General features: G+C 61.9%; 19 protein-coding genes and 1 riboswitch. Of the genes, 12 read left to right on the top strand and 7 right to left on the bottom strand.

Annotated features, from left to right (window positions below; all coding sequences use genetic code 11):
* Positions 1-15: 15 nt before the first annotated feature.
* Together AC19YX_RS10650 and AC19YX_RS10645 are read left to right on the top strand one after the other, a co-directional pair.
* Positions 16-783, top strand: a complete 768-nt coding sequence (locus AC19YX_RS10650; protein WP_500606218.1) for a glycosyltransferase family 2 protein — start codon at positions 16-18, stop codon at positions 781-783.
* Entirely contained in the window at positions 773-1933 is a 1161-nt protein-coding gene (locus AC19YX_RS10645; protein ID WP_078469522.1) for an O-antigen ligase family protein, read from the top strand. The genes AC19YX_RS10650 and AC19YX_RS10645 overlap by 11 nt, the downstream gene beginning before the upstream one ends.
* A gap of 41 nt (positions 1934-1974) precedes the next feature.
* Here AC19YX_RS10645 and AC19YX_RS10640 read toward each other — a convergent pair whose 3' ends face one another.
* A complete protein-coding gene (locus tag AC19YX_RS10640; RefSeq protein WP_500606217.1) occupies positions 1975-2619 on the bottom strand; it encodes a BUD32 family EKC/KEOPS complex subunit in 645 nt (214 codons plus the stop codon).
* Positions 2620-2734: 115 nt separating this feature from the next.
* Between AC19YX_RS10640 and msbA the strand changes: the two genes are divergently transcribed.
* The 4 genes from msbA (at position 2735) to hldE (ending at position 7557) form a co-directional block, all read left to right on the top strand.
* Entirely contained in the window at positions 2735-4537 is a 1803-nt protein-coding gene (msbA, locus tag AC19YX_RS10635) for a lipid A export permease/ATP-binding protein MsbA (RefSeq protein WP_078469524.1), read from the top strand.
* A 187-nt stretch (positions 4538-4724) separates the two neighbouring features.
* Positions 4725-5429 (top strand): sulfotransferase family 2 domain-containing protein, encoded by a 705-nt coding sequence (locus AC19YX_RS10630; RefSeq protein ID WP_500606216.1) that lies wholly within the window; start codon positions 4725-4727, stop codon positions 5427-5429.
* Entirely contained in the window at positions 5422-6033 is a 612-nt protein-coding gene (cysC, locus tag AC19YX_RS10625; RefSeq protein WP_500606215.1) for an adenylyl-sulfate kinase, read from the top strand. The genes AC19YX_RS10630 and cysC overlap by 8 nt, the downstream gene beginning before the upstream one ends.
* Positions 6034-6135: 102 nt before the next feature.
* On the top strand, positions 6136-7557 hold the full coding sequence (gene hldE / locus AC19YX_RS10620) for a bifunctional D-glycero-beta-D-manno-heptose-7-phosphate kinase/D-glycero-beta-D-manno-heptose 1-phosphate adenylyltransferase HldE (protein WP_078469527.1): 1422 nt from the start codon (positions 6136-6138) through the stop codon (positions 7555-7557).
* Between the two features lie 51 nt (positions 7558-7608).
* Here the strand turns inward: hldE and AC19YX_RS10615 are convergent, their stop codons facing one another.
* The 4 genes from AC19YX_RS10615 to AC19YX_RS10600 form a co-directional block, all read right to left on the bottom strand.
* Entirely contained in the window at positions 7609-8580 is a 972-nt protein-coding gene (locus AC19YX_RS10615; RefSeq protein WP_020298916.1) for a hypothetical protein, read from the bottom strand.
* Positions 8581-8621: 41 nt separating this feature from the next.
* On the bottom strand, positions 8622-9434 hold the full coding sequence (locus tag AC19YX_RS10610) for an aldo/keto reductase (RefSeq protein ID WP_500606214.1): 813 nt from the start codon (positions 9432-9434) through the stop codon (positions 8622-8624).
* Positions 9431-10606, bottom strand: coding sequence for an FAD-dependent oxidoreductase (locus AC19YX_RS10605; RefSeq protein ID WP_078469529.1), 1176 nt, complete (start codon positions 10604-10606; stop codon positions 9431-9433). Before AC19YX_RS10605 ends, AC19YX_RS10610 begins: the two co-directional genes overlap by 4 nt.
* 110 nt (positions 10607-10716) lie before the next feature.
* Complete coding sequence (locus tag AC19YX_RS10600) at positions 10717-11049, bottom strand: DMT family transporter (RefSeq protein ID WP_078469530.1); 333 nt, start codon at positions 11047-11049, stop codon at positions 10717-10719.
* Positions 11050-11152: 103 nt separating this feature from the next.
* On the opposite strand from AC19YX_RS10600, the gene AC19YX_RS10595 reads away from it, so the two are divergent.
* Both AC19YX_RS10595 and waaA read left to right on the top strand, forming a co-directional pair.
* The gene (locus AC19YX_RS10595) at positions 11153-12055 is read left to right on the top strand and encodes a LysR family transcriptional regulator (RefSeq protein WP_078469531.1); all 903 of its coding nucleotides are present in this window, start codon (positions 11153-11155) and stop codon (positions 12053-12055) included.
* Positions 12056-12066: 11 nt separating this feature from the next.
* On the top strand, positions 12067-13347 hold the full coding sequence (waaA, locus tag AC19YX_RS10590) for a lipid IV(A) 3-deoxy-D-manno-octulosonic acid transferase (protein WP_500606213.1): 1281 nt from the start codon (positions 12067-12069) through the stop codon (positions 13345-13347).
* Between the two features lie 181 nt (positions 13348-13528).
* Here the strand turns inward: waaA and AC19YX_RS10585 are convergent, their stop codons facing one another.
* The gene (locus AC19YX_RS10585) at positions 13529-14962 is read right to left on the bottom strand and encodes a TolC family outer membrane protein (protein ID WP_020299466.1); all 1434 of its coding nucleotides are present in this window, start codon (positions 14960-14962) and stop codon (positions 13529-13531) included.
* Between the two features lie 197 nt (positions 14963-15159).
* Positions 15160-15264, top strand: a riboswitch (TPP riboswitch).
* A 165-nt stretch (positions 15265-15429) separates the two neighbouring features.
* Here AC19YX_RS10585 and thiC point away from each other — a divergent pair.
* Positions 15430-17319, top strand: coding sequence for a phosphomethylpyrimidine synthase ThiC (gene thiC, locus AC19YX_RS10580; protein WP_020299465.1), 1890 nt, complete (start codon positions 15430-15432; stop codon positions 17317-17319).
* Between the two features lie 103 nt (positions 17320-17422).
* Positions 17423-18715, top strand: coding sequence for a putative hydroxymethylpyrimidine transporter CytX (gene cytX, locus AC19YX_RS10575; RefSeq protein ID WP_500606212.1), 1293 nt, complete (start codon positions 17423-17425; stop codon positions 18713-18715).
* Here cytX and AC19YX_RS10570 read toward each other — a convergent pair.
* Positions 18684-19430, bottom strand: coding sequence for an RsiV family protein (locus AC19YX_RS10570; protein ID WP_500606211.1), 747 nt, complete (start codon positions 19428-19430; stop codon positions 18684-18686). The two genes, cytX and AC19YX_RS10570, sit on opposite strands and share 32 nt — an antisense overlap.
* Positions 19431-19653: 223 nt before the next feature.
* On the opposite strand from AC19YX_RS10570, the gene AC19YX_RS10565 reads away from it, so the two are divergent.
* Entirely contained in the window at positions 19654-20271 is a 618-nt protein-coding gene (locus tag AC19YX_RS10565) for an NUDIX domain-containing protein (RefSeq protein WP_078469535.1), read from the top strand.
* A complete protein-coding gene (locus tag AC19YX_RS10560) occupies positions 20262-20714 on the top strand; it encodes a DUF1249 domain-containing protein (RefSeq protein ID WP_500606210.1) in 453 nt (150 codons plus the stop codon). Before AC19YX_RS10565 ends, AC19YX_RS10560 begins: the two co-directional genes overlap by 10 nt.
* The last annotated feature ends 60 nt before the right edge of the window (positions 20715-20774 follow it).

The raw sequence follows: 20774 nt of genomic DNA, 5'->3' as shown, positions 1-20774 counted from the left end.
AGGCGGTGCACATACATGCTGTTCAGTGAGAGTAGCGATATCTCGGTGATGGTGACCAGTTGCGGGCGTTTCGACTTGCTCAAGCGAACGCTCGAGACATTTGATCGCTTCAATACTGCGCCTATTCGCAAAGTGTTCATTACTGAGGACTCGGGTGATCGGGCCGTCGAAGAGTGCATTCCCGAGCATTGGAGGCCTCACACGGTTTTTCTCGTCAACAATCCGCGATTGGGCCAGTTGCGCTCGATCGATCTGGCCTATGGGCAGATTGATACCCCGTGGATTTTCCATTGCGAAGACGACTGGGACTTCTACCGCGAAGGTTTTATCGAAGAGTCTCAGCAGTTGCTGGAAGACGACCCTCAGGCCTTGCAGGTCTGGCTGCGCAGTGCCCATCACGACTTGGCGGTGCACAGCCCCTATGTCTTCTTGAATGAGCGCAAGGTGGCACATGGAATTGCGTTCTATGTGCTGGGCTCGCATAAAGCCGATTGGCAGGGGTTCTCCTTCAACCCAGGGTTGCGCCGGCGTGCCGACTACCTGCTGCATGCGCCGTATGCGGCGTTTTCCGGGGAGAAGGATTTGTCCCGGCTGTACGCCCAGGAAAATCGTTATGCGTTGATTCTGGAGAATGATGCGGTTCTGCACACCGGGTTTGGTGAGCATGTGGTGGTTCCTGAAGAGCGTTCGAACAAGCTACGGCGCAAGCGTCGAGACCGCGTAAAGCTCATGGCAACTTTAATTTTAGGTATGGCGATAGGGTGGTTGCTACATGGAATTTAATGGCGTGAAGTTAAGCAGAGTGACCACTTACTTCAGTGCGATGTTATGTCTGTTTCTGTTGAGCTTTGTCGTTGGTTGGTCGTCAAAATCGACCAATAACGTGTTTTACGGGCTGATTGCCCTGCCAGGGTTGTTCTTCCTGCTAAAAGGTCACGGCCTCAAGGTACTCAAAGAGCCATTGGCCTGGCTTTGGCTGGTGTTTATGCTCTGGTTTGCTGTTTCGGCCACGGTATTTGGGGCGATGGAGTTCTATAAACCCATTGTCTACGTCTTATCGTTTGTCTTTATCGTTGCCAGCCTGGTAAGCCCTGATTTTTTCAGAAGCAAAGAGTTTATCCGGGCCCAGTTCTGGATTCTGATTCTCTACATTTACCTGAGCGCGATATACAGCTGGAGCACAGGGCAATTCCCCTTTGGCAGTCGAGTGGCCTTGTTGCCAGCCCGGCTGATAAACGTGATTTACGCCAGCATCTGGTTGTTCTGTGCCCTGGCCCTGGCCTTGCCATACTGGGTCAAGACCAAGCGTTGGATTGAGGCCACTGCCGCAGTGCTGCTGTCGGTGATTGCCGTGACCTTTGTTCTGCAGACCCGGACCGCTCTGGTGGGGGCTGCATTTCTATTCGGGCTTTGGGTGCTGTATGGCCTTTATCTGCGGCCGAAGGTTGTCGGTAGCATTCTCCTGGTGGGAGCCTTGGTCCTGGGCCTGGTGGTCTGGGGCGTGCATAACGAAGCCTGGTACATCTCGCTGTGGAACCGTGGAGACTCTTACCGGGTCGAGATCTTCAACGTCATGGTCGGCGAGTGGAGAAACTGCGGCTGGACCTTGGGCTGCGGCGTTGGCTTCCACACTGAGCAATTGTTGGACGGGTTTATGCCGATCCAGCACCCACACAATATCTTCGTGGCCCTGGGTGTTTACACGGGGGCTCCGGCCTTGTTGCTGTTTGTGGTGTTGATGCTGACAAGTCTTCTGGCGGCCTGGCGCCTGCGCGATGCCTGGGGCATGTTCCTCGCCTGTGCGCTGGTGATGCTCAACTTTGATGGCAGTATTTTGGTCCACAGTCCGGATGAGCTGTGGCCGCTGGTGTTGATGCCCGCGGCATTGATCCTGGGACGTGTCTCGCAAGCGCGGCAGTTGCAGCGCGGGTAAGGCTTTGCCCCCGCCAGCGCTGAGGCGCTGGCGGGTGGTGTTCAGTTTTTATGCAGTTCGGTATTCAATTCGCTTATCGAGCACGTGCTTTGCGCCGCGGCGTAGTGCTCTATAAACACCCCGCCGTGGTTATCCAGCAACCACTCCCGATCTTGCTTGTAACGCAACATGTGTTTGAAGTTGCGCAGGCGCAAGGCCTTGCGCAATGGGCGGGAAAAGACTTTCAGGTCGGCAATGTCGATCAGCCCCAACTGCCCTTCAGGTGTCAGCACGATATTGCCCAGGTGCGCAGAGCGAAAGTAAATGCCGCGCTCGTGGAGTATCGCGATGAACCTGCCCAGTTGCGCCCTCAGTGCATCACCGCGCAGGCCATCATCCAGCAACTGACGCAGGGTCTGGCCCGGCAGTGGATCATAATGCACGGCATCCCTTTGAATGCTTGAGATCCGGTAAACCTGGCGGATGCTGGGGCACGGTATCTGGCGTTGCTTCAAGCGTGTGCAGTTATCGGCGAATCGCTTTGCATAGGGATACCAGGCCGCCGAAGTCAGGAGGCGCTTGCGCCGGAACAGTTTGAGTATCGAGCCATCCGTCAACCGCAGCACCTTATCGCCAGAACCGTCGGCTTCGAGGACTTCAGCTGCTTCGCGCAAAGTGAGGTAGTGATTATGGTCAAGCGCTTGCATCAATACTCCAGAGTTCAACAACAGCAGGCGGGGTCAAGGTACATGGTACCGTAGCTCATCGACTAAAATGGCCTGTGTTATAGTTGCGGGCTCATTTCTCATTCAACGGCTTCTCATGACTACCCCTGATTCGCCTGCGGCGTCGAGCCTGAAGATTTACCTGCGATTGCTGTCGTACGTCCGTCCCTATGCGGGGATGTTCGCGCTCAGTATCCTGGGTTTTGTCATTTTCGCATCGACGCAGCCGATGCTGGCGGGAATCCTCAAGTACTTTGTCGACGGCTTGAGCAACCCCGAGGCCGTACTCTTTCCAAACGTTCCTTACCTGCGTGATCTGCAACTGCTGCAGGCCGTGCCGATGCTGATCGTCCTGATCGCCGCATGGCAGGGGCTGGGTTCGTTTCTGGGTAACTTCTACCTGGCCAAGGTGTCCCTAGGGCTGGTGCATGATCTGCGGGTCGAGCTGTTCAACAAGTTGCTGGTCCTGCCCAATCGGTACTTTGACACCCACAACTCCGGACACCTGATTTCCCGCATCACCTTCAACGTGACCATGGTTACCGGTGCTGCAACGGATGCCATCAAGGTGGTGATCCGCGAAGGCCTGACCGTGGTGTTCCTGTTTGTCTACCTGTTGTGGATGAACTGGCAGTTGACCCTGGTGATGGTCGCGATCCTGCCGTTGATCGCGGTCATGGTCAGCAGCACCAGCAAGAAATTCCGCAAGCAAAGCAAGAAAATCCAGGTGGCCATGGGGGATGTCACCCACGTGGCCTCCGAAACCATCCAGGGCTATCGCGTGGTTCGCAGCTTTGGTGGCGAGGCCTATGAGCAGCAGCGTTTCGCCTTGGCCAGCCAGAGCAACACCGATAAGCAGCTGCGCATGACCAAGACCGGCGCGGTGTACACGCCCATGCTGCAGTTGGTGATTTATTCGGCCATGGCGGTTCTGATGTTCCTGGTGCTGTTCCTGCGTGGCGATGCCACGGCGGGTGACTTGGTGGCCTACATCACCGCTGCCGGCCTGTTGCCCAAGCCCATCCGCCAGTTGTCGGAAGTTAGCTCGACCATTCAGAAGGGCGTGGCTGGCGCGGAAAGCATCTTTGAGCAACTGGATGTCGAGCCTGAATCGGACACCGGCACCGTCGAGCTCGAGCGTGTCGAAGGGCGGCTGGAGGTGCGTAACCTGAGCTTCACCTACCCGGGCACCGAGCGTGAAGTGTTGCGTGATATCAGCTTCAGCGCCGATCCAGGACAGATGATTGCCTTGGTTGGGCGCTCCGGTAGTGGCAAATCCACATTGGCTGCACTTATTCCGCGCTTTTATCACCACGATATCGGGCAGATTCTGCTGGATGGTGTCGAGGTCGAAAGCTACCGCCTGCGCAACCTGCGCCGACATGTGGCCCAAGTGACCCAGCATGTGACCCTGTTCAACGACACCATCGCCAACAACATCGCCTATGGCGACCTGGCAGGAGCTCCGCGGGAGGATATCGAGAAGGCGGCCAAGGATGCCTACGCGATGGACTTCATCGCGCAAATGCCCCAGGGGCTGGACACCCAGGTCGGAGAGAACGGTGTGCTCCTGTCTGGTGGTCAGCGTCAGCGGTTAGCCATTGCCCGGGCCCTGCTGAAAAATGCCCCGCTGTTGATTCTCGACGAGGCAACGTCTGCGCTGGATACCGAATCCGAGCGGCATATCCAGGCTGCGCTGGACAAGGTCATGAAAGGCCGTACGACCCTGGTGATTGCACACCGCCTGTCGACCATCGAGAAGGCCGACCTGATCCTGGTCATGGATCAGGGGCAGATTGTCGAGCGCGGCACCCATACGCAGTTGTTGGAGCAGAACGGCTATTACTCCCGACTGCACGCCATGGGGCTGGAAGAGCCCGTTCATAACGATATTGCCTGACCGGTAAAAGGCAGTGGCCAGGCCACTGCCAATCAGGCCCGCATTGTGCAAGGCAATGGGGCCTGGTTTGTATCCGGATATTTACTGTCTTGACCAAGCCTAAATAATTTCTCCCGCCGTGCTTGTTATGGTTTCCCGCTATTAGTCGAATGATCGACGGGGCTATCCCCGCCGCGTGGGGGCTGGAATGCTGCAACGCTATTTGTGGAAGTTATTGCCCAAATCCCAGCGCACCTTGCTGTTGGGGCGCTTGTCGGTAGTGGATCGCCAGGCAGTGAATAAATCCATGTCTGCCGATGTACGCTTTCCCAAGGCGTTCACCAAACACTCCTGCTTGTACATCCATGTCCCCAAATGTGCCGGTAGCAGCGTGTGCTCCGCTTTGTTCGGGGGCTGGAGCCCGGGGCATCTGCCGCTGTACTGGTACGAGCAACAGTTCCCGCGCGCGTTTGCCAGCAGTTTCAAGTTCGCCTTCGTCCGTGACCCTCTGGCGCGCGCCTACTCGGCCTATACCTTTCTGCGAAGCAATCGGCTCAACCCCAGGGACCAGCCGGCCCAGGTCCTGGTCAACCAGTATCGGGATTTCGACGACTTCGTGGCGCGCTGGCTGCGATCGGACACCATCTGCAAGCAGATCCATTTCGCCCCGCAGAGTGACTTTCTCACCGATTCCCTGGGGCACATGTCGCTGGACTTCATCGGCTATCAGGAGCATTTGCCCCGTGATTTCGAGCTGGTATGCGAACACTTGGGCATCCACTCGCGACTGCCGCTGCTGAACGCTTCCTGCCAGCCTGCCAATGGCTCTGTGCGGGACCTGTGCTCAGTGCGTACCCGGCGCCTGGTGCGTCGGGTCTATGAGCGCGACTACGAGATGCTGGGTTATGAATAAGCCGATGCTCGCTGCCATGGAACAACCGCAGATCCGCCCTTATGCGCTGTCATTGTCGTGCGCTTCCCGAGCGGCCCTGAAGCAGCAGAAGCCATGCTGCCTCTGGTTGACCGGGCTGTCCGGTGCGGGCAAGTCGACCCTGGCCAATCTGCTGGAACTGCGCCTCAACCAACTGGGGCGGCACACCTTTATCCTCGATGGCGACAACGTGCGCCATGGCTTGTGCAGCGATCTGGGGATGAGTGCCGAGGCGCGCAAGGAAAATATCCGGCGCATGGCCGAAGTGGCGCGCTTGATGGTGGATGCCGGCCTGTTGGTCATCGTCTCGGCCATTTCGCCATTTCGCGCCGATCGTGAGACAGCCCGCGCTTTGTTCGCGCCTGGCGAGTTTCTTGAGGTGTACATCAGCACGGCGCTTGCGACCTGTGCAGAGCGTGATCCAAAAGGCCTGTATAAAGCCGCGTTGGCTGGGCAGATCAAGGATTTCACCGGCTTGGACAGCCCCTACGAAGCGCCGCTGCAGGCGGACTGTGAAATTGATACTGCCCGGGTCGGGGTCGATCAGGCCACGGCCCGCCTGTTGCAGCTTCTACTCGAGAAGTAAGCCGCTGAAAAACTTCAAGACCCAGGCTAAAGCCATAGAACTTGACGGCGCCAACCCTGTGTTAATATCGCGCCCCTGTTCATTTTGTATGTGGGTTGCACCATGAAGTTGTCCATGCCGCGATTCGATCAAGCCCCTGTCTTGGTGGTCGGCGATGTCATGCTCGACCGTTACTGGCATGGTGGTACCTCACGGATTTCCCCTGAGGCGCCGGTGCCGGTGGTCAAGGTCGAGCAGATCGAGGACCGCCCGGGCGGTGCCGCCAACGTTGCCCTGAACATCGCCGCCCTGGGCGCGCCGGCTTCCCTGGTCGGTGTGACCGGTGACGATGAAGCCGCCGACAGCCTGGCCAATAGCCTGCGCGGGGCGGGTGTGCGGGCGTTGTTCCAGCGCATTGCGCATCAGCCGACCATCGTCAAGCTACGGGTCATGAGCCGTCACCAGCAGCTGCTGCGCATCGACTTTGAAGAACCCTTCGCCACCGACGCCCTGGCCCTGGGCGCGGAAGTGGACGCGCTGCTCGAAGGCATCAAGGTCCTGGTGTTGTCCGACTACGGTAAAGGCGCCCTGAAGAATCACCAGGCGCTGATCCAGGCCGCCCGTGCCCGCGGCATCCCGGTGCTGGCGGACCCCAAAGGCAAGGACTTCTCGGTCTATCGCGGCGCGAGCCTGATCACACCGAATCTCAACGAGTTCGAAACCATCGTCGGCGGCTGCGCCGATGAGCACGAGCTGGTCAGCAAGGGCGCGCAGTTGATGCACGACCTGGAACTGGGCGCCTTGCTGGTCACGCGCGGCGAACACGGCATGACCCTGTTGCGTCCCGATCACGCGGCGTTGCATTTGCCAGCGCGGGCGCGTGAGGTGTTTGACGTCACCGGTGCCGGCGACACTGTGATCTCGACCCTGGCGGCGGCGATCGCGGCCGGTGAAGAGCTGCCCCACGCAGTGGCCCTGGCTAACCTGGCGGCGAGCATCGTGGTCGGCAAGTTGGGTACCGCCTCCATCAGCGCGCCGGAACTGCGTCGCGCCATCCAACGCGAGGAAGGCTCCGAGCGCGGCGTGCTGAGCCTCGACCAACTGCTGCTGGCAATCGACGATGCCCGTGCGCACAAGGAAAAGATCGTCTTCACCAACGGTTGCTTCGACATCCTGCATGCCGGCCACGTGACCTACCTCGAGCAGGCCCGGGCCCAGGGTGATCGCTTGATTGTCGCGGTCAACGACGATGCTTCGGTCAGCCGCCTGAAAGGGCCTGGACGGCCGATCAACAGTGTTGACCGACGCATGGCGGTACTGGCCGGCCTCGGCGCGGTGGACTGGGTGATCAGCTTCCCTGAGGGCACTCCGGAGAACCTGCTGAGCCAGGTGCGGCCGGATGTGCTGGTCAAGGGCGGAGACTACGGTATCGACCAGGTGGTCGGCGCCGATATCGTGGCGGCCTATGGCGGCACGGTGAAGGTGCTGGGGCTGGTGGAGAACAGCTCGACCACCGCGATCGTCGAGAAGATCCGCAAGACCTGAGTGACCGCTGGGCGCCATGCCGACTCCGATGCCGGAGCGGCGTGGCGGCCTTCAACGCTGCCGGCTGGCCTTGGCCGGCACGATCTTGCGCAGTATCTGCCGCGCCCTGCCGGTCAGGCGTTTGAGTTTCGAGTCCTTTTCCGGTGCGCTCAGGCCCTGCTGCCGCAGCCAATCCTTCCAGCGAATCCGTTCATCACGCACCAGCCAACCGTCCTGTTGGGCGAAGCTTTCCGCCAGGTATAAACCGCGGGTGCTGGCGGGTTGCAGTTGGTCCTTTTTCAGGGTGTAGAGCTCGGCGCAGGGCTGGCCGTCCTGCAAGGGCATCAGGTACAGGTCCGGGCGCTTGCGGTCCAGGCGTGCGACCAGTTGGTCGCCTTCCAGGCGTTCATCGACATGGAACAGGCTCAGGGACTTGGCCTCCTTGGGGATCTCTAGGCGCAGGTCGTAAATCAGTTGCAGCGACGCGGTCGGCAAGTGCACGTAGGCCCGCGGGCGCTCGATCAATTGCAGGTTGGCGCAGCGCACCGGGCGGGCAGCGCCGGACAGCGGTGTCAGGCGAAAGGGCAGGGCTTCGCGATAATGCAGTGCGTTGGCGTAGGGCGCTGGCAGCCAGGTGTCGTTGAAACGGCCGCTGAGCCAGCCCTCGGGGGTTTCCAGCAGGCACTCCTCGGCGATCTCCTGAATCGCGGTGTGCAGCGGCAGGTTCAGCTCCTGGGCGGGCACGTAGCCGGATATGAGTTTGAGCACCACGTCGCCACGGTCCTGGCGCCGTTGCCGGACCAGCACCCAGTAATCGCGATTTTGCCAGTGCAGGGTCAGGCGCACCGAGACCCCGAGGTTGGCCAGCTCCACGGAAAAGCGCTCGGCGTCTTCCACCGTGACCGGGCGCCGGCGTTGCAGGGTTTGGGAGAAATTGAGCGGCATCCCGACGCTCTGGTAGCTCAGGCCTTCGGGAGTCGCTTCGACGAACAGGGGCAGGGTCTTGAAGTTGCTGGGGTTCTTTCTTATGAGCGTGCGCGGCATGTCGGCTCCTTCTTGCGTCGGGGTCGGCCGCATGGGCGGCATCAGTTTTTGCGCAGGACCTGCGCCACAGTGGCCACATTGTGCGCCAGATGCAGTGGATTGATGGTCCCGACAATAGCACTGGCAACACCGGGCTGGTCAAACAGCAGTTCAAAGCTGGCCCGCACCGGATCGACCCCCGGGCTCAGGCACGCATGGCCGCTGGCCAGGGCTTTTTTTACCAGGATGCCTTTACCGTGGGCAGCGGCATATTCAATGACCGCCTGCTCGCCGCGTTCGTTCAGATTGAAGGTGACCATTGCGCAGTCACCGTGCTCCAGGGCCTTGAGGCCGCCTTCGACGGTTTTTCCGGAGAAGCCGAAACCGCGGATCTTGCCCTCGCGCTTGAGCTCGGCCAGGGTCTGGTAGACCTCGCACTGTTCGAGAATCATCAGGTCGTTGCCGTCGGAGTGCACCAGCACCAGGTCGATGAAGTCTGTTTCCAACCGTTGCAGGCTGCGCTCCACCGAGCGTCGTGTGTGCTCGGCGCTGAAGTCGTGCCGGGACTGGCCATCGCTGAATTCCTCGCCGACCTTGCTGACGATCACCCAGTCCTGGCGTTGCCCGCGCAGCAACGGGCCCAGGCGCTCTTCGCTGCGGCCATAGGCCGGCGCGGTATCGATCAGGTTGATCCCCAGGTCGCGGCTCATTTTCAGCAGCATGCGCGCTTCGTCGTCATCGGGAATCTGGAAGCCATTGGGGTACTTCACCCCCTGGTCACGACCGAGCTTGACGGTGCCCAGGCCCAGGGGCGAGACCACCAGGCCGGTGTCGCCCAGGGGGCGGTGGAACGGGTGCAGGGTCGCGAGGCTCATGGCAGCAGTTGCTCCCAGGCGGGTTGGGCCAGGGGCGGTTTGGGCAGGTCAGGCAGGTCGGTGGCGGGGCCCGGACGAATGCCATCGCGCTCCAGGGCAGCCAGTACCCGGTCGGCGAAGTCCGGGGCCAGGGCCAGTTTGGTCGGCCAGCCCACCAGCAACCGGCCCTCTTCGGCGAGGAAGGCGTTGTCCGGGCGGGTCAGCCCCGATTGCGCCGGCTCGGCCCGATCGACCCGCAGGGTGGCCCAGCGCGCTTGACTGAGGTCGACCCAGGGCAGCAGGTTGCCCAGCTCTTTTTGCGCCGCCGCGATCTGCGCCGCCGGCTCCCGGGCCACGCCTTCGGCTTCGGCGATATCGCCCCCCAGGTACCACACCCATTGCCCATCGGCGGCCGGGTGGGTAGTGACGGTGATTCGCGGTTTGGGGCCGCCACCGAGGCAGTGGGCGTACAGCGGCTTCAGGCTCGGGCCCTTGACCAGCACCATGTGCAGAGGGCGTTTCTGCATGGCCGGCTGGCTCAGGTCGAGGTTGGCCAGCAGCGCGGCGTTGCCGGCACCGGCGCTGAGCACGATGCGTTGCGCGCGAATCTCGCGGTCATCGACCCGCAGGCCGACCAGGGCGTTGTGTTCCACCAGGGGCTCGATTTTCTGCCCAGCCAGCAAACCGTCGCCGGCCAGCGCCGCGAGGCGTTCGATCAGGCTGGGCACGTCCACCACCAGCTCGGCCAGGCGATAGACCTTGCCCTTGAACCGGCGATCCTGCAGTGCCGGCGGCAACTGCTCGCCCTTGACCTGGTCGACCCGGCCGCGCACCGCCTTGCTGGCGAAGAAGCTGGTGAGGTTGCCGGCCAGGGTGCCGGGGGACCACAGGTAGTGGGCCTCGGACAGCAGGCGTACCCCCGACAGGTCCAGCTCGCCGGTGCCGGCCAGGGCTTCGCGCCAGCGGCGTGGCATATCGGCAATGGCTTCGGAGGCGCCGGTCAGGGCACCGTGCAGGGCGTACTTGGCGCCGCCGTGGATGATGCCCTGGGACTTCACGCTCTGCCCGCCGCCGAGGCTGGCGCTTTCCACCAATACCGTCGAGAAGCCCTGGCGACGCAGGCGCGCGTTGAGCCAGAGGCCGGCGACGCCAGCGCCGACAATCAGCACGTCGGTGGAAATAACGGATGGCATGCGGCGACCTCGGGAAACAAAACGGAGGCGCAAGTTTCAAGCTTCAAGCCGCAAGCTGCAAGCGTGTCGCCTTTCTTGCCGCGCAAAGCCTGTCGCTTGCCGCTGTTTTCCTAGTGCCCGGCGGTTTTCGAAAACAGCTGGATCACCACCACGCCAAGGACGATCAGGCCCATGCCGAGCATGGCCGGCAGGTCGAGTTTCTGGCCATAAATGAACAGCGCCGCGACGCTGACCATGACGATGCCCATGCCGGCCCATACCGCGTAGGCCACGCCCACGGGGACGGTACGCACCACCAGGGTCAGCATCCAGAACGCAATGCCGTAGCCAACGATGACCAGCAGCAGTGGCAACGGGGTGCTCAAGCCTTTGACCGCTTTCATCGAAACGGTGGCGATCACTTCGGCGCAGATGGCGATGGCCAGGTAGGTGTAAGCGTTCATGGGGACTTCCTCGTGGTGGTGCGTGCTGGATGAGGTCGGCATTTTAGAGTGCGCCCAGATGCGGTAAAGTCATTACCTATCTGAATTGAAGATAGGTTGCGCCATGAGTGTGCAGTGGAATCTGGAACATCTGCAGTTGTTTATCAGCGTCGCCGAACTGCGCTCCTTTTCCGCTGCGGCGCGGGATCAGCGCAAGGCGCAATCGGCGGTCAGCAGTGCGATTGCTTTGCTTGAGGCGGACCTGGGATTGAGTCTGTTCGAGCGTAGCAGCGGGCGTCAGCCACGCTTGACCGAGGCCGGCGAGGCGTTGCTCGAAGATGCGCGGGAAGTATTGCGCCAGTGCGAGCGCCTCAACGGTCGGGCGCTGGCCATGATGCGCGGCCAGGAGCCGCGGCTGCGGGTGGCGCAGGACGAGGCGATGCCCTATCAGGCGGTGGTCGACAGTTTCGAGGCCCTGGCCTTGCAGTTCCCCAGTATCGAAGTGCAATTGACCAGTGCCGCCCAGGGTGACGTGGCGCGCAAATTGGTGGAGCGCCGGGCCGATCTCGGGTTGCTGTTTTATCACGAGCAGATTCCCGAGGCCCTGGAGCGTCGGGTATTGGGCAGTGTGGAAATGGTCACCGTGTGCGGCGTGGCGCACCCACTGGCCCGGCAGGCGCGGGTGGATTGCCAGCAGTTGGCGCAGCATCGCCAGCTATTGATGTCGACTCAATCCAGCGTCTACCCCGGCAGCGAGGCTGCCAGCCCCCAGGTCTGGCGCGCCGACAGTTTCTATGTAATGGCCGAGTGGCTGGTGCGCGGCCTGGGGTGGGCCTGGTTGCCACGGCATGTGGTGCAGTACCCGGCGTATCAGGACCAGATGGTCGAGCTCAGCAGTGAGTGGACGCCCCCGGCGCTGGTGGTCGAGCTGGTGTGGCGTCGCGATGAGCCGCTTGGACCTGCGGCGCGTTGGCTAGCGGAACGTTTTGCCGTGCACTTGCAGGCTATCGGCGGCAAAAGCCGATAAACTCCGCCGCCATGAATAGAACTCTGTATACCGCGCTGTTTTACCTGGGGCTGCCATTGGTGGCGATTCGGCTATGGCTGCGTGCGCGCAAGGCGCCGGCTTACGCCAAGCGCGTTGGCGAGCGCTTTTCCTATGGCCTGCCGCCGTTGCAGCCGGGCGGGATCTGGGTGCACGCGGTGTCGGTGGGCGAAAGCATTGCGGCGGCGCCGATGATCCGGGCATTGCTGGCGCGCTACCCGCAACTGCCGATCACCGTGACCTGCATGACCCCGACCGGCTCGGAGCGGATCCAGGCGATGTTCGCCAATGAGCCACGAATCCAGCACTGCTATCTGCCTTATGACCTGCCCTGTGCCGCCGCGCGCTTTCTCGACCGGGCAAAGCCGAGGCTGGCGGTGATCATGGAGACCGAGCTCTGGCCCAATCACATCCACCAATGCGCCAAGCGCGGCATCCCGGTGGCGCTGGCCAATGCGCGCTTGTCCGAGCGTTCGGCCAGGGGCTACGCACGGTTTGCCCGATTGACCCGGCCGATGCTCGAGGAAATGAGCTTGCTGGCGGTGCAGACCGCTGCCGAGGCTGAGCGCTTCCTGAGCCTGGGCGCGCGCCCGGAGGCGGTGCAGGTCACGGGTTCGATCAAGTTCGACCTGACGATCGACCCGCAATTGCTGGTGCGGGCCAGTGAGCTGCGCCAGCAGTGGCGAGCGGTGGAGCGTCCGGTATGGATCGCTGCCAGTACCCACGAAGGTGAAGACGAGGTGGTGCTCAATGCCCATCGTCAGTTGTTGGCGAGCCATCCGGATGCCTTGCTGATTGTGGTGCCGCGTCATCCGGAGCGCTTCAACTCGGTGTTCGAACTGTGTCGCGAGCAAGGGTTCGAGACCATTCGCCGTTCCACCGGTGAGCCGGTCACCCGCAGCACGTCGGTGCTGCTGGGCGACACCATGGGCGAGTTGCTGTTTCTCTACGCCCTGGCCGACAGCGCCTTTGTCGGAGGCAGCCTGGTCAGCAACGGCGGGCATAACCTGCTGGAGCCGGCGGCGCTGGCCAAGCCGGTGCTGAGCGGGCCGCACCTGTTCAACTTCCTGGAAATCGCCGCAATGTTGCGCGAGGCGGGGGCCTTGCAAGAGGTCGACGATGCCGAGGGGTTGGCGGTGGCGGTGCAGCGTTTGTTCGAGCTGCCACGGGATGCGCAGAAAATGGCCGACGCGGGCCTTAAGGTCATGGCGGCCAACCAGGGTGCCCTGCAACGCTTGCTCGACGGCCTCGACCGCCTCCTCAACCCCCGCTGACCTGGAGCCGCTGCCGCAGGCTGCGCTGGCCCGAATCGACGCTGGGGATACTCCTGAGGTACCTCCGGCGTTCCCTATGGCCAGCGCAGCCTCGTGCCTCGGCCACAGATGAGCCACTGTAGCCGCAGGCGGCAATAAAAAAGGCCACCCGCTTGGGTGGCCTTTTTTTCTGTCGGTGGGTTCAAGGGCGGGCTTTAAGCTGCTCTTGCGCGGCTTTGGCCAAATCCGGCGGGAGGAAGTCGCGGTCCGGGTTGTAATCGGCCTTGAGGTAGCGCGACAGGTCCTGCAGGTCGCCCGGACTCAGGGTGCCCGCAGCCTGCTTCAGGCGCAGGTTGTCGAGGATGTAGTCGTAGCGGCTGTTGTTGTAGTTGCGCACCGAGGTGTACAGCTGGCGCTGGGCGTCGAGTACATCGACGATATTGCGCGTGCCCACCTGGTAGCCGATTTCGGTGGCTTCCACCGCGCTCTGGTTGGAGATGATCGACTGGCGCCGGGCTTGCACCTGCTCGACATCGGTATTCACCGCGCGGTGCAGGTTGCGGGTGTTTTCCACCACCTGCCGGCGCAGGCCTTCGCGTTGCTGTTCGGTCTGGCTCAGGCGCGAATAGGACTCGCGCACCTGGGAACTGGTCAGGCCGCCGCTGAAGATCGGGATATTCAGCTGCAGGCCGACGGTGCGCTGCTCGACGTCGCTGCCATAGCGCTGGCCCAGGGGGTTGGGGTTGCTGAAGCCGAGGGCGTCGTTATCGCCTTTCTTGTACTGCGCTACTGCGTCCAGGGTCGGTGCGTGGCCGGCCTTGCGCTGCTTGAGGGTTTCTTCGGCGGCGCTGACCGCGTAGTTGCTGGCCAGCAGGTTGAGGTTCTGGCGGGCGGCGGTGTCGACCCAGGACTTGGCGTCATTCGGCGTCGGCGCCAATACCGGCAAGGTGTGGACAATGCCCTGGATCGAGTTGTACTCGCGGTTGGTCAGGGTGATCAGTGCTTCGAAGGCATCGTCCACCTGGCGCTGGGCGAGGATCCGGTTGGCCCGCGCCGTGTCGTAGCTGGCCTGGGATTGCAGGACGTCGGTCTTGTCCGAGAGGCCGACATCGAAGCGCTCGTTGGACTGGTCCAGCTGGCGCTTGAAGGCCGATTCCTCGGCCTTGGTCGAGGCCAGGTTGTCCTGGGCACGCAGCACTGCGAAGTAGTTTTCGGCGGACTGCAGGATCAGGTTCTGCTCGGTGGCCGACAGTTGCAGGGCCGCCTGTTCATTGATGTCTTTGGCGGCTTGCAGTTGGAACCAGCGGTCGGCGCGGAACAACGGTTGAGCCAGGGTCGCCTGGTACACGGTGCCGCTGCGGGTGGCGGTCATCGAAGGTTCGTCGAACTTGGTTCGGGTGTTGTTCATGTCGGCGCCGGCCGAAAGATTGGGTAGCAGGCCGGCACGTGCCTGAGGCACGACTTCTTTCTGTGCGCCGTATTGGGCGCGGGCGGCGGCCAGGTCGGCGTTGTTGTCCACGGCTTCCTGGTAGACGCTGACCAGATCGGTCTTGGTGGTTAAGGGCGCTTCTGCTGCCCAGGCCAATCCATTGGACGCACAAGACACGGCAAGGGCCAGTGAGAGTTTGCGCAGCATGAGACGATCCCTAGAGTTGATATTACGGCGATAATTCAAGCGCCAAGGCTACGGCGCGGCCCGTGGAGCGTCAAGGCGCTGCACAGCCCCGCGAGTGTAGATGTGCTGACCTGTCGCAACAATCCTGCAATTACGCCATTCATCATGCTGATTGCACGGGCATTGGCATTGGGCGCGGACTTTGGTCTAGACTGCGCGAGTTCTTGTCGGGGTGCCTTGCTATGAGGCTGAGATCGGATAATCCGGATCCCGTTGAACCTGATCAGGTTAGCGCCTGCGTAGGGAACAAGATTTCTCGTCACCCGGCGAGTCCTCTTGTGCTTCGTCCGGGATGTTGTTCGACAATCGAACACCCCTCGAGCACTGAGCACAGCACCCACTGGTTTTTTCAGTGACGCGTGCGTCCATTCGTTACAGGTTCGCTCCGACAAAAATCCACTGCCTGGATGCTGTCTGGAGAGCCCGTGATGACTACAAAACTAAAAAGCGCAACCAACCTGAGTGACTCGGCCAAGGTCGATCAGCAATCGGTTCAGCCCTTTACTCGCTCGCAAAAAATCTACGTCCAGGGCTCGCGCCCGGACATCCTCGTGCCAATGCGCGAAATCAGCCTCGATGTGACCCCGACCGACTTTGGCGGCGAGATCAACGCGCCGGTCGTGGTCTACGACACCTCGGGCCCGTACACCGACCCCAACGTCATCATCGACGTGCGCAAAGGCCTGGCCGATGTGCGTTCGCCGTGGATCGAAGCCCGTGGCGACACCGAGCGCCTGCCCGGCCTGAGCTCCAACTTCGGCCAGGAGCGCCTGGCCGATGCCGAGCTCACCAAGCTGCGCTTCGCCCACGTGAACAACCCGCGCCGGGCCAAGGCCGGGGCCAACGTCAGCCAGATGCACTACGCGCGCCAGGGCATCATCACCGCCGAGATGGAATACGTCGCCATCCGCGAAAACATGAAGCTTGAAGTGGCCCGGGCTGCCGGCCTGCTCGATCAGCAACATGCCGGCCACAGTTTTGGCGCCAGCGTGCCGAAAATCATCACCCCCGAATTTGTCCGTGAAGAAATCGCCCGCGGTCGCGCGATCATTCCAGCCAACATCAACCACACCGAACTGGAACCGATGATCATCGGCCGTAACTTCCTGGTGAAGATCAACGGCAACATCGGCAACAGCGCCCTGGGTTCGTCCATCGAAGAAGAAGTGGCGAAGCTGACCTGGGGTATCCGCTGGGGTTCGGACACGGTCATGGACCTGTCCACCGGCAAGCACATCCACGAAACCCGCGAGTGGATCATCCGCAACTCGCCGGTGCCGATCGGCACCGTACCGATCTACCAGGCCCTGGAAAAAGTCGGCGGCGCCGCCGAAGACCTGACCTGGGAGCTGTTCCGCGACACCTTGATCGAACAGGCCGAGCAGGGCGTGGACTACTTCACCATCCACGCCGGCGTGTTGCTGCGCTATGTGCCGCTGACCGCCAAGCGCGTGACCGGCATCGTCTCCCGGGGCGGCTCGATCATGGCCAAGTGGTGCCTGGCGCACCACAAAGAGAACTTCCTCTACACCCATTTCGAAGACATCTGCGAAATCATGAAGGCCTACGACGTCAGCTTCTCGCTGGGCGATGGCCTGCGTCCGGGCTCGATTGCCGACGCCAACGACGCCGCGCAATTCGGTGAGCTGGAAACCCTCGGCGAACTGACGAAGATCGCCTGGAAGCACGACGTGCAGTGCATGATCGAAGGCCCGGGCCACGTGCCGATGCAGTTGATCAAGGAGAACATGGACAAGCAGCTGGAGTGCTGTGACGAGGCGCCGTTCTACACCCTTGGCCCGCTGACCACCGACATCGCTCCGGGCTACGACCACATCACCTCCGGCATCGGCGCGGCGATGATCGGCTGGTTCGGTTGCGCCATGCTCTGCTACGTCACGCCCAAGGAACACCTGGGCCTGCCGAACAAGGATGACGTGAAGACCGGGATCATCACCTACAAGATCGCCGCCCACGCGGCCGACCTTGCCAAAGGCCATCCCGGCGCGCAGATCCGCGACAACGCCCTGTCCAAGGCGCGCTTCGAGTTCCGCTGGGAAGACCAGTTCAACCTCGGCCTGGACCCGGACACCGCGCGCTCGTATCACGATGAAACCCTGCCGAAGGATTCGGCCAAGGTCGCGCATTTCTGCTCGATGTGCGGGCCGAAGTTCTGCTCGATGAAAATCACCCAGGAAGTCCGTGAGTACGCGGCCAACCAGCGGATCGAAGCCATCGACGTGGACGTCGCCCAAGGCCTGGCGGAACAGGCCGAGCGCTTCAAGCAGGAAGGCAGCCAGCTGTACAAGAAGGTTTAAGCCGCAAGCGGCAGGCTGCACGTTGCAAGCGAGGGCGCCGCGCCTTTTCTTGCAGCTTGAAGCTTGTTGCTGCGTTTCTCTGTCCCTCTCTGAGTCTCTCCCCTTGAGCATTCAATCCAGCACCTATTCCCCGGATATCGCGGTGCCCACCGACAAGCGTGTGTTTGGCGGCCGCGATCTGTTTTCCCTGTGGTTTTCCCTCGGCATCGGCCTGATGGTGTTGCAGACCGGTGCCTTGCTGGCGCCTGGCCTGGGCATGTCCGGCTCGTTGCTGGCGATTTTTTTCGGCACGGCGGTGGGCGTGCTGCTGCTGGCGGCGGTTGGTGTGATCGGCAGTGACACCGGCCTGTCGTCGATGGCGGCGCTCAAGCTCAGCCTCGGCAACCGTGGCGCCAGTCTGCCGGCGTTGCTCAACCTGCTGCAGCTGGTGGGTTGGGGATCGTTTGAAATCATCGTCATGCGCGATGCGGCCAGCCTGCTCGGCGCCCGCGCCTTCAGCGAAGGCAGCCTGTGGAGCAACCCCGTGCTCTGGACCCTGTTTTTCGGTGCCCTGGCGACCCTGCTCGCGGTCAGTGGCCCGCTGACCTTTGTCCGCCAGATCCTGCGCAAATGGGGCATCTGGCTGCTGCTGGCGGCCTGCCTGTGGCTGACCTGGAACCTGCTGGCCAAGGTCGATCTGGCGGCCCTGTGGGCTCAGGCCGGTGACGGTTCGATGCAGTTTGCCGTGGGTTTTGACATTGCGATCGCCATGCCGCTGTCCTGGCTGCCGCTGATTGCCGATTACTCACGCTTCGGTAAGCGCGCCAGGACCGTGTTCGGCGGCACCGCGCTGGGCTTCTTTATCGGTAACTTGTGGCTGATGAGCCTGGGCGTGGCCTACACCCTGGCCTTTGCTCCGAACGGCGAGGTCAATGCGCTGCTGCTGGCGTTGGCGGGGGCCGGCCTGGGGATTCCACTGTTGCTGATTCTGCTGGATGAGTCGGAAAACGCCTTCGCCGACATTCACTCGGCGGCGGTTTCCAGCGGGATTCTATTGCGCCTTAAGGTCGAGCACCTGGCCCTGGCCATCGGCGTGCTCTGCACCGTGATCGCCTGCCTGGCACCGCTGGCGCAGTACCAGAACTTCCTGCTGCTGATCGGCTCGGTATTCGCGCCGCTGTTCGGCGTGGTGCTGGTGGATCACTTCATCCTGCGCAGACGCAGCGCCCAGGTTTCGGCTGCGAGCTTGCGCTGGCCGGCGCTGCTGGCCTGGCTGGGTGGGGTCAGCACCTATCACCTGTTGGCCAACTTCTACCCGGATGTCGGCGCAACCCTGCCGTCGCTGATTCTGGCAGGGCTGCTGCAATGGCTGCTGGGCCGTGCCTTCAGTTACGGGCGGGAAACAGCTCGGGTTTGAGGATGCCGTTCAGGCGGTTGTAGGGGATCTTCAGTTCAACGTGGCCGAGGGCGTAAGGCGCGATCACCGACACGTTGTACTTGAGGATCACGCCGCCGGAGGTCAGCGCCACATTCGGGGTTTTCTGGAAGGGCCAGCTCTTGATGTACTCCGGCTCCTGATCCAGCTTGGTGCTGATCAGCCAGCTGTTGTGTGCCACTTGTGCGGCCTTCCAGAAGTTGTCTTCCTGCCCCGGCAACAGCATGTCGGCGAGGTTCAGCGCCTTGTGCTGCGCCCGTGAATAGTTGATGAAGCCGCGGCCCGGCGTGCCATGGGCGGCGCCGGTATCCAGATAACTGGCCAGCTCGATGATCACCAAGCCGTCATGCTGCTCACGTACCTTGGCTTGCAGGTACATGCTGTTGCGGCTGGGGGCTTCGCGTAAAAACGTCTGCCGATAGGCGCTGAGTGTGGCCGGAACCGAGTCTTGCGGGCTGGTACGCGTCATCTGCAACAGGCGCTTTTCGATGACGGCGTCCAGTTGCGGCTCGTCCGGGAAATGCACGGTGTCGATATTGACCAGCGGGCAGTCCGGGGCATTGCACCCGGGCTTGATCTGCTCCGACTTGTCGCTGGTGGTGCTCAGCGGAGTCTTGTAGCTGGGCTGGAACAGGCTTTGGCAGGCGCCCAGGGTCAGGGCGATACAGGCCACGGAGGCGATTTTGGCAAGCGACATGGGCGTCCTTCATAAACCAGGGGGGAGCGAAAGTTACCGGCTTCGACTGTCGGCGAGGCAGTCAGTTCGCCACTAAGCTCAATACAGGCAATTAGATTAGGTTTGCCCCCTCGCCGTCTATCCCGCTGACAGGAAAGGGGCTGCATCCGGGGTCACGAGCGCGTTAGGATGGCGCGAAGTCGAGGGGGATCCTCGCAAGAACAGGCAGTAGACGAGGATTGCTATGACTGACTTTGCCAACGCCACGCCGAGCGCGGTCGATATTGTCCGCCGCGAGAAATGCTACCAGGGCTTCTATCAGCTCGATCGGCTGCACCTGCGCCATGAGCTGTTTGCCGGTGGCATGGGCAACGAGATCAGCCGTGAAGTGTTCGTGCGTCATGATGCCGTGTGCATGCTGCCTTACGACCCGCAGCGCGATGAAGTGGTGCTGATCGAACAATTCCGCGTCGGTGTCGTGGGAAAGACCGGCAACCCATGGCTGATCGAACTGGTGGCTGGCCTGATCGACAAGGACGAACAACCGGAACAGGTTGCTCACCGCGAGGCGCAGGAGGAAGCTGGGCTGGACATCAGTGCGCTGTGGCCGATGACCAAATATTTTCCATCGCCGGGGGGCAGCACTGAATTCGTTCATCTGTTTCTCGGGCGCTGCGACAGCCGTGGCGTCGGCGGCCTGCACGGGCTGGTGGAGGAGGGTGAAGACATACGCGTGTCGGTCTGGGCTTTTGAAGACGCGCTGCAGGCGGTACGGGATGGGCGGATTTCCAACGCGGCGAGCATCATTGCCTTGCAATGGCTGGCTCTGAATCGCGCTGAAGTGAGGGGGCTATGGTCGTAAACAAGCAACGCGACCGCTATCGGGTCGATCTGGTGGGTCTGCAAACCTCCTGCGAGGCCAACTACGCGCGCTTGATGCGCGTCTTGCCCGACATGCGCAACCAGCCGGTCGCCCGGCGCATTGCGGTGACCCAGGGTGACCAGATGCTTGGCGTGCTGGCCCTCGAAGTGCTGCAGGCCTGCCCCTATACCACCACCTTGCAGGTGCGCCAGGAACACAGCCTGCCGTGGCTGCCGGTGCCGCAGCTGGAAGTGCAGGTGTACCACGATGCGCGCATGGCTGAAGTGATCAGCGCCGAACATGCCCGGCGCTTTCGCGGCATTTATCCTTATCCCAATGCACACATGCACCAACCGGACGAGAAGGCCCAGCTCAACGTATTCCTCGGTGAATGGCTGAGCCATTGCCTGGCCTGCGGCCATGAATTCGAAGCAGTGCGGTAGTTGTGAACTGCGTCCGGTTCGCCAGTTTCCTCTTTTGAATTTCCCCCAGCATAATTGCGC

The organism is Pseudomonas sp. MF09150, assembly GCF_059862355.1.
This window is presented reverse-complemented; position numbering and strand designations above follow the sequence as displayed.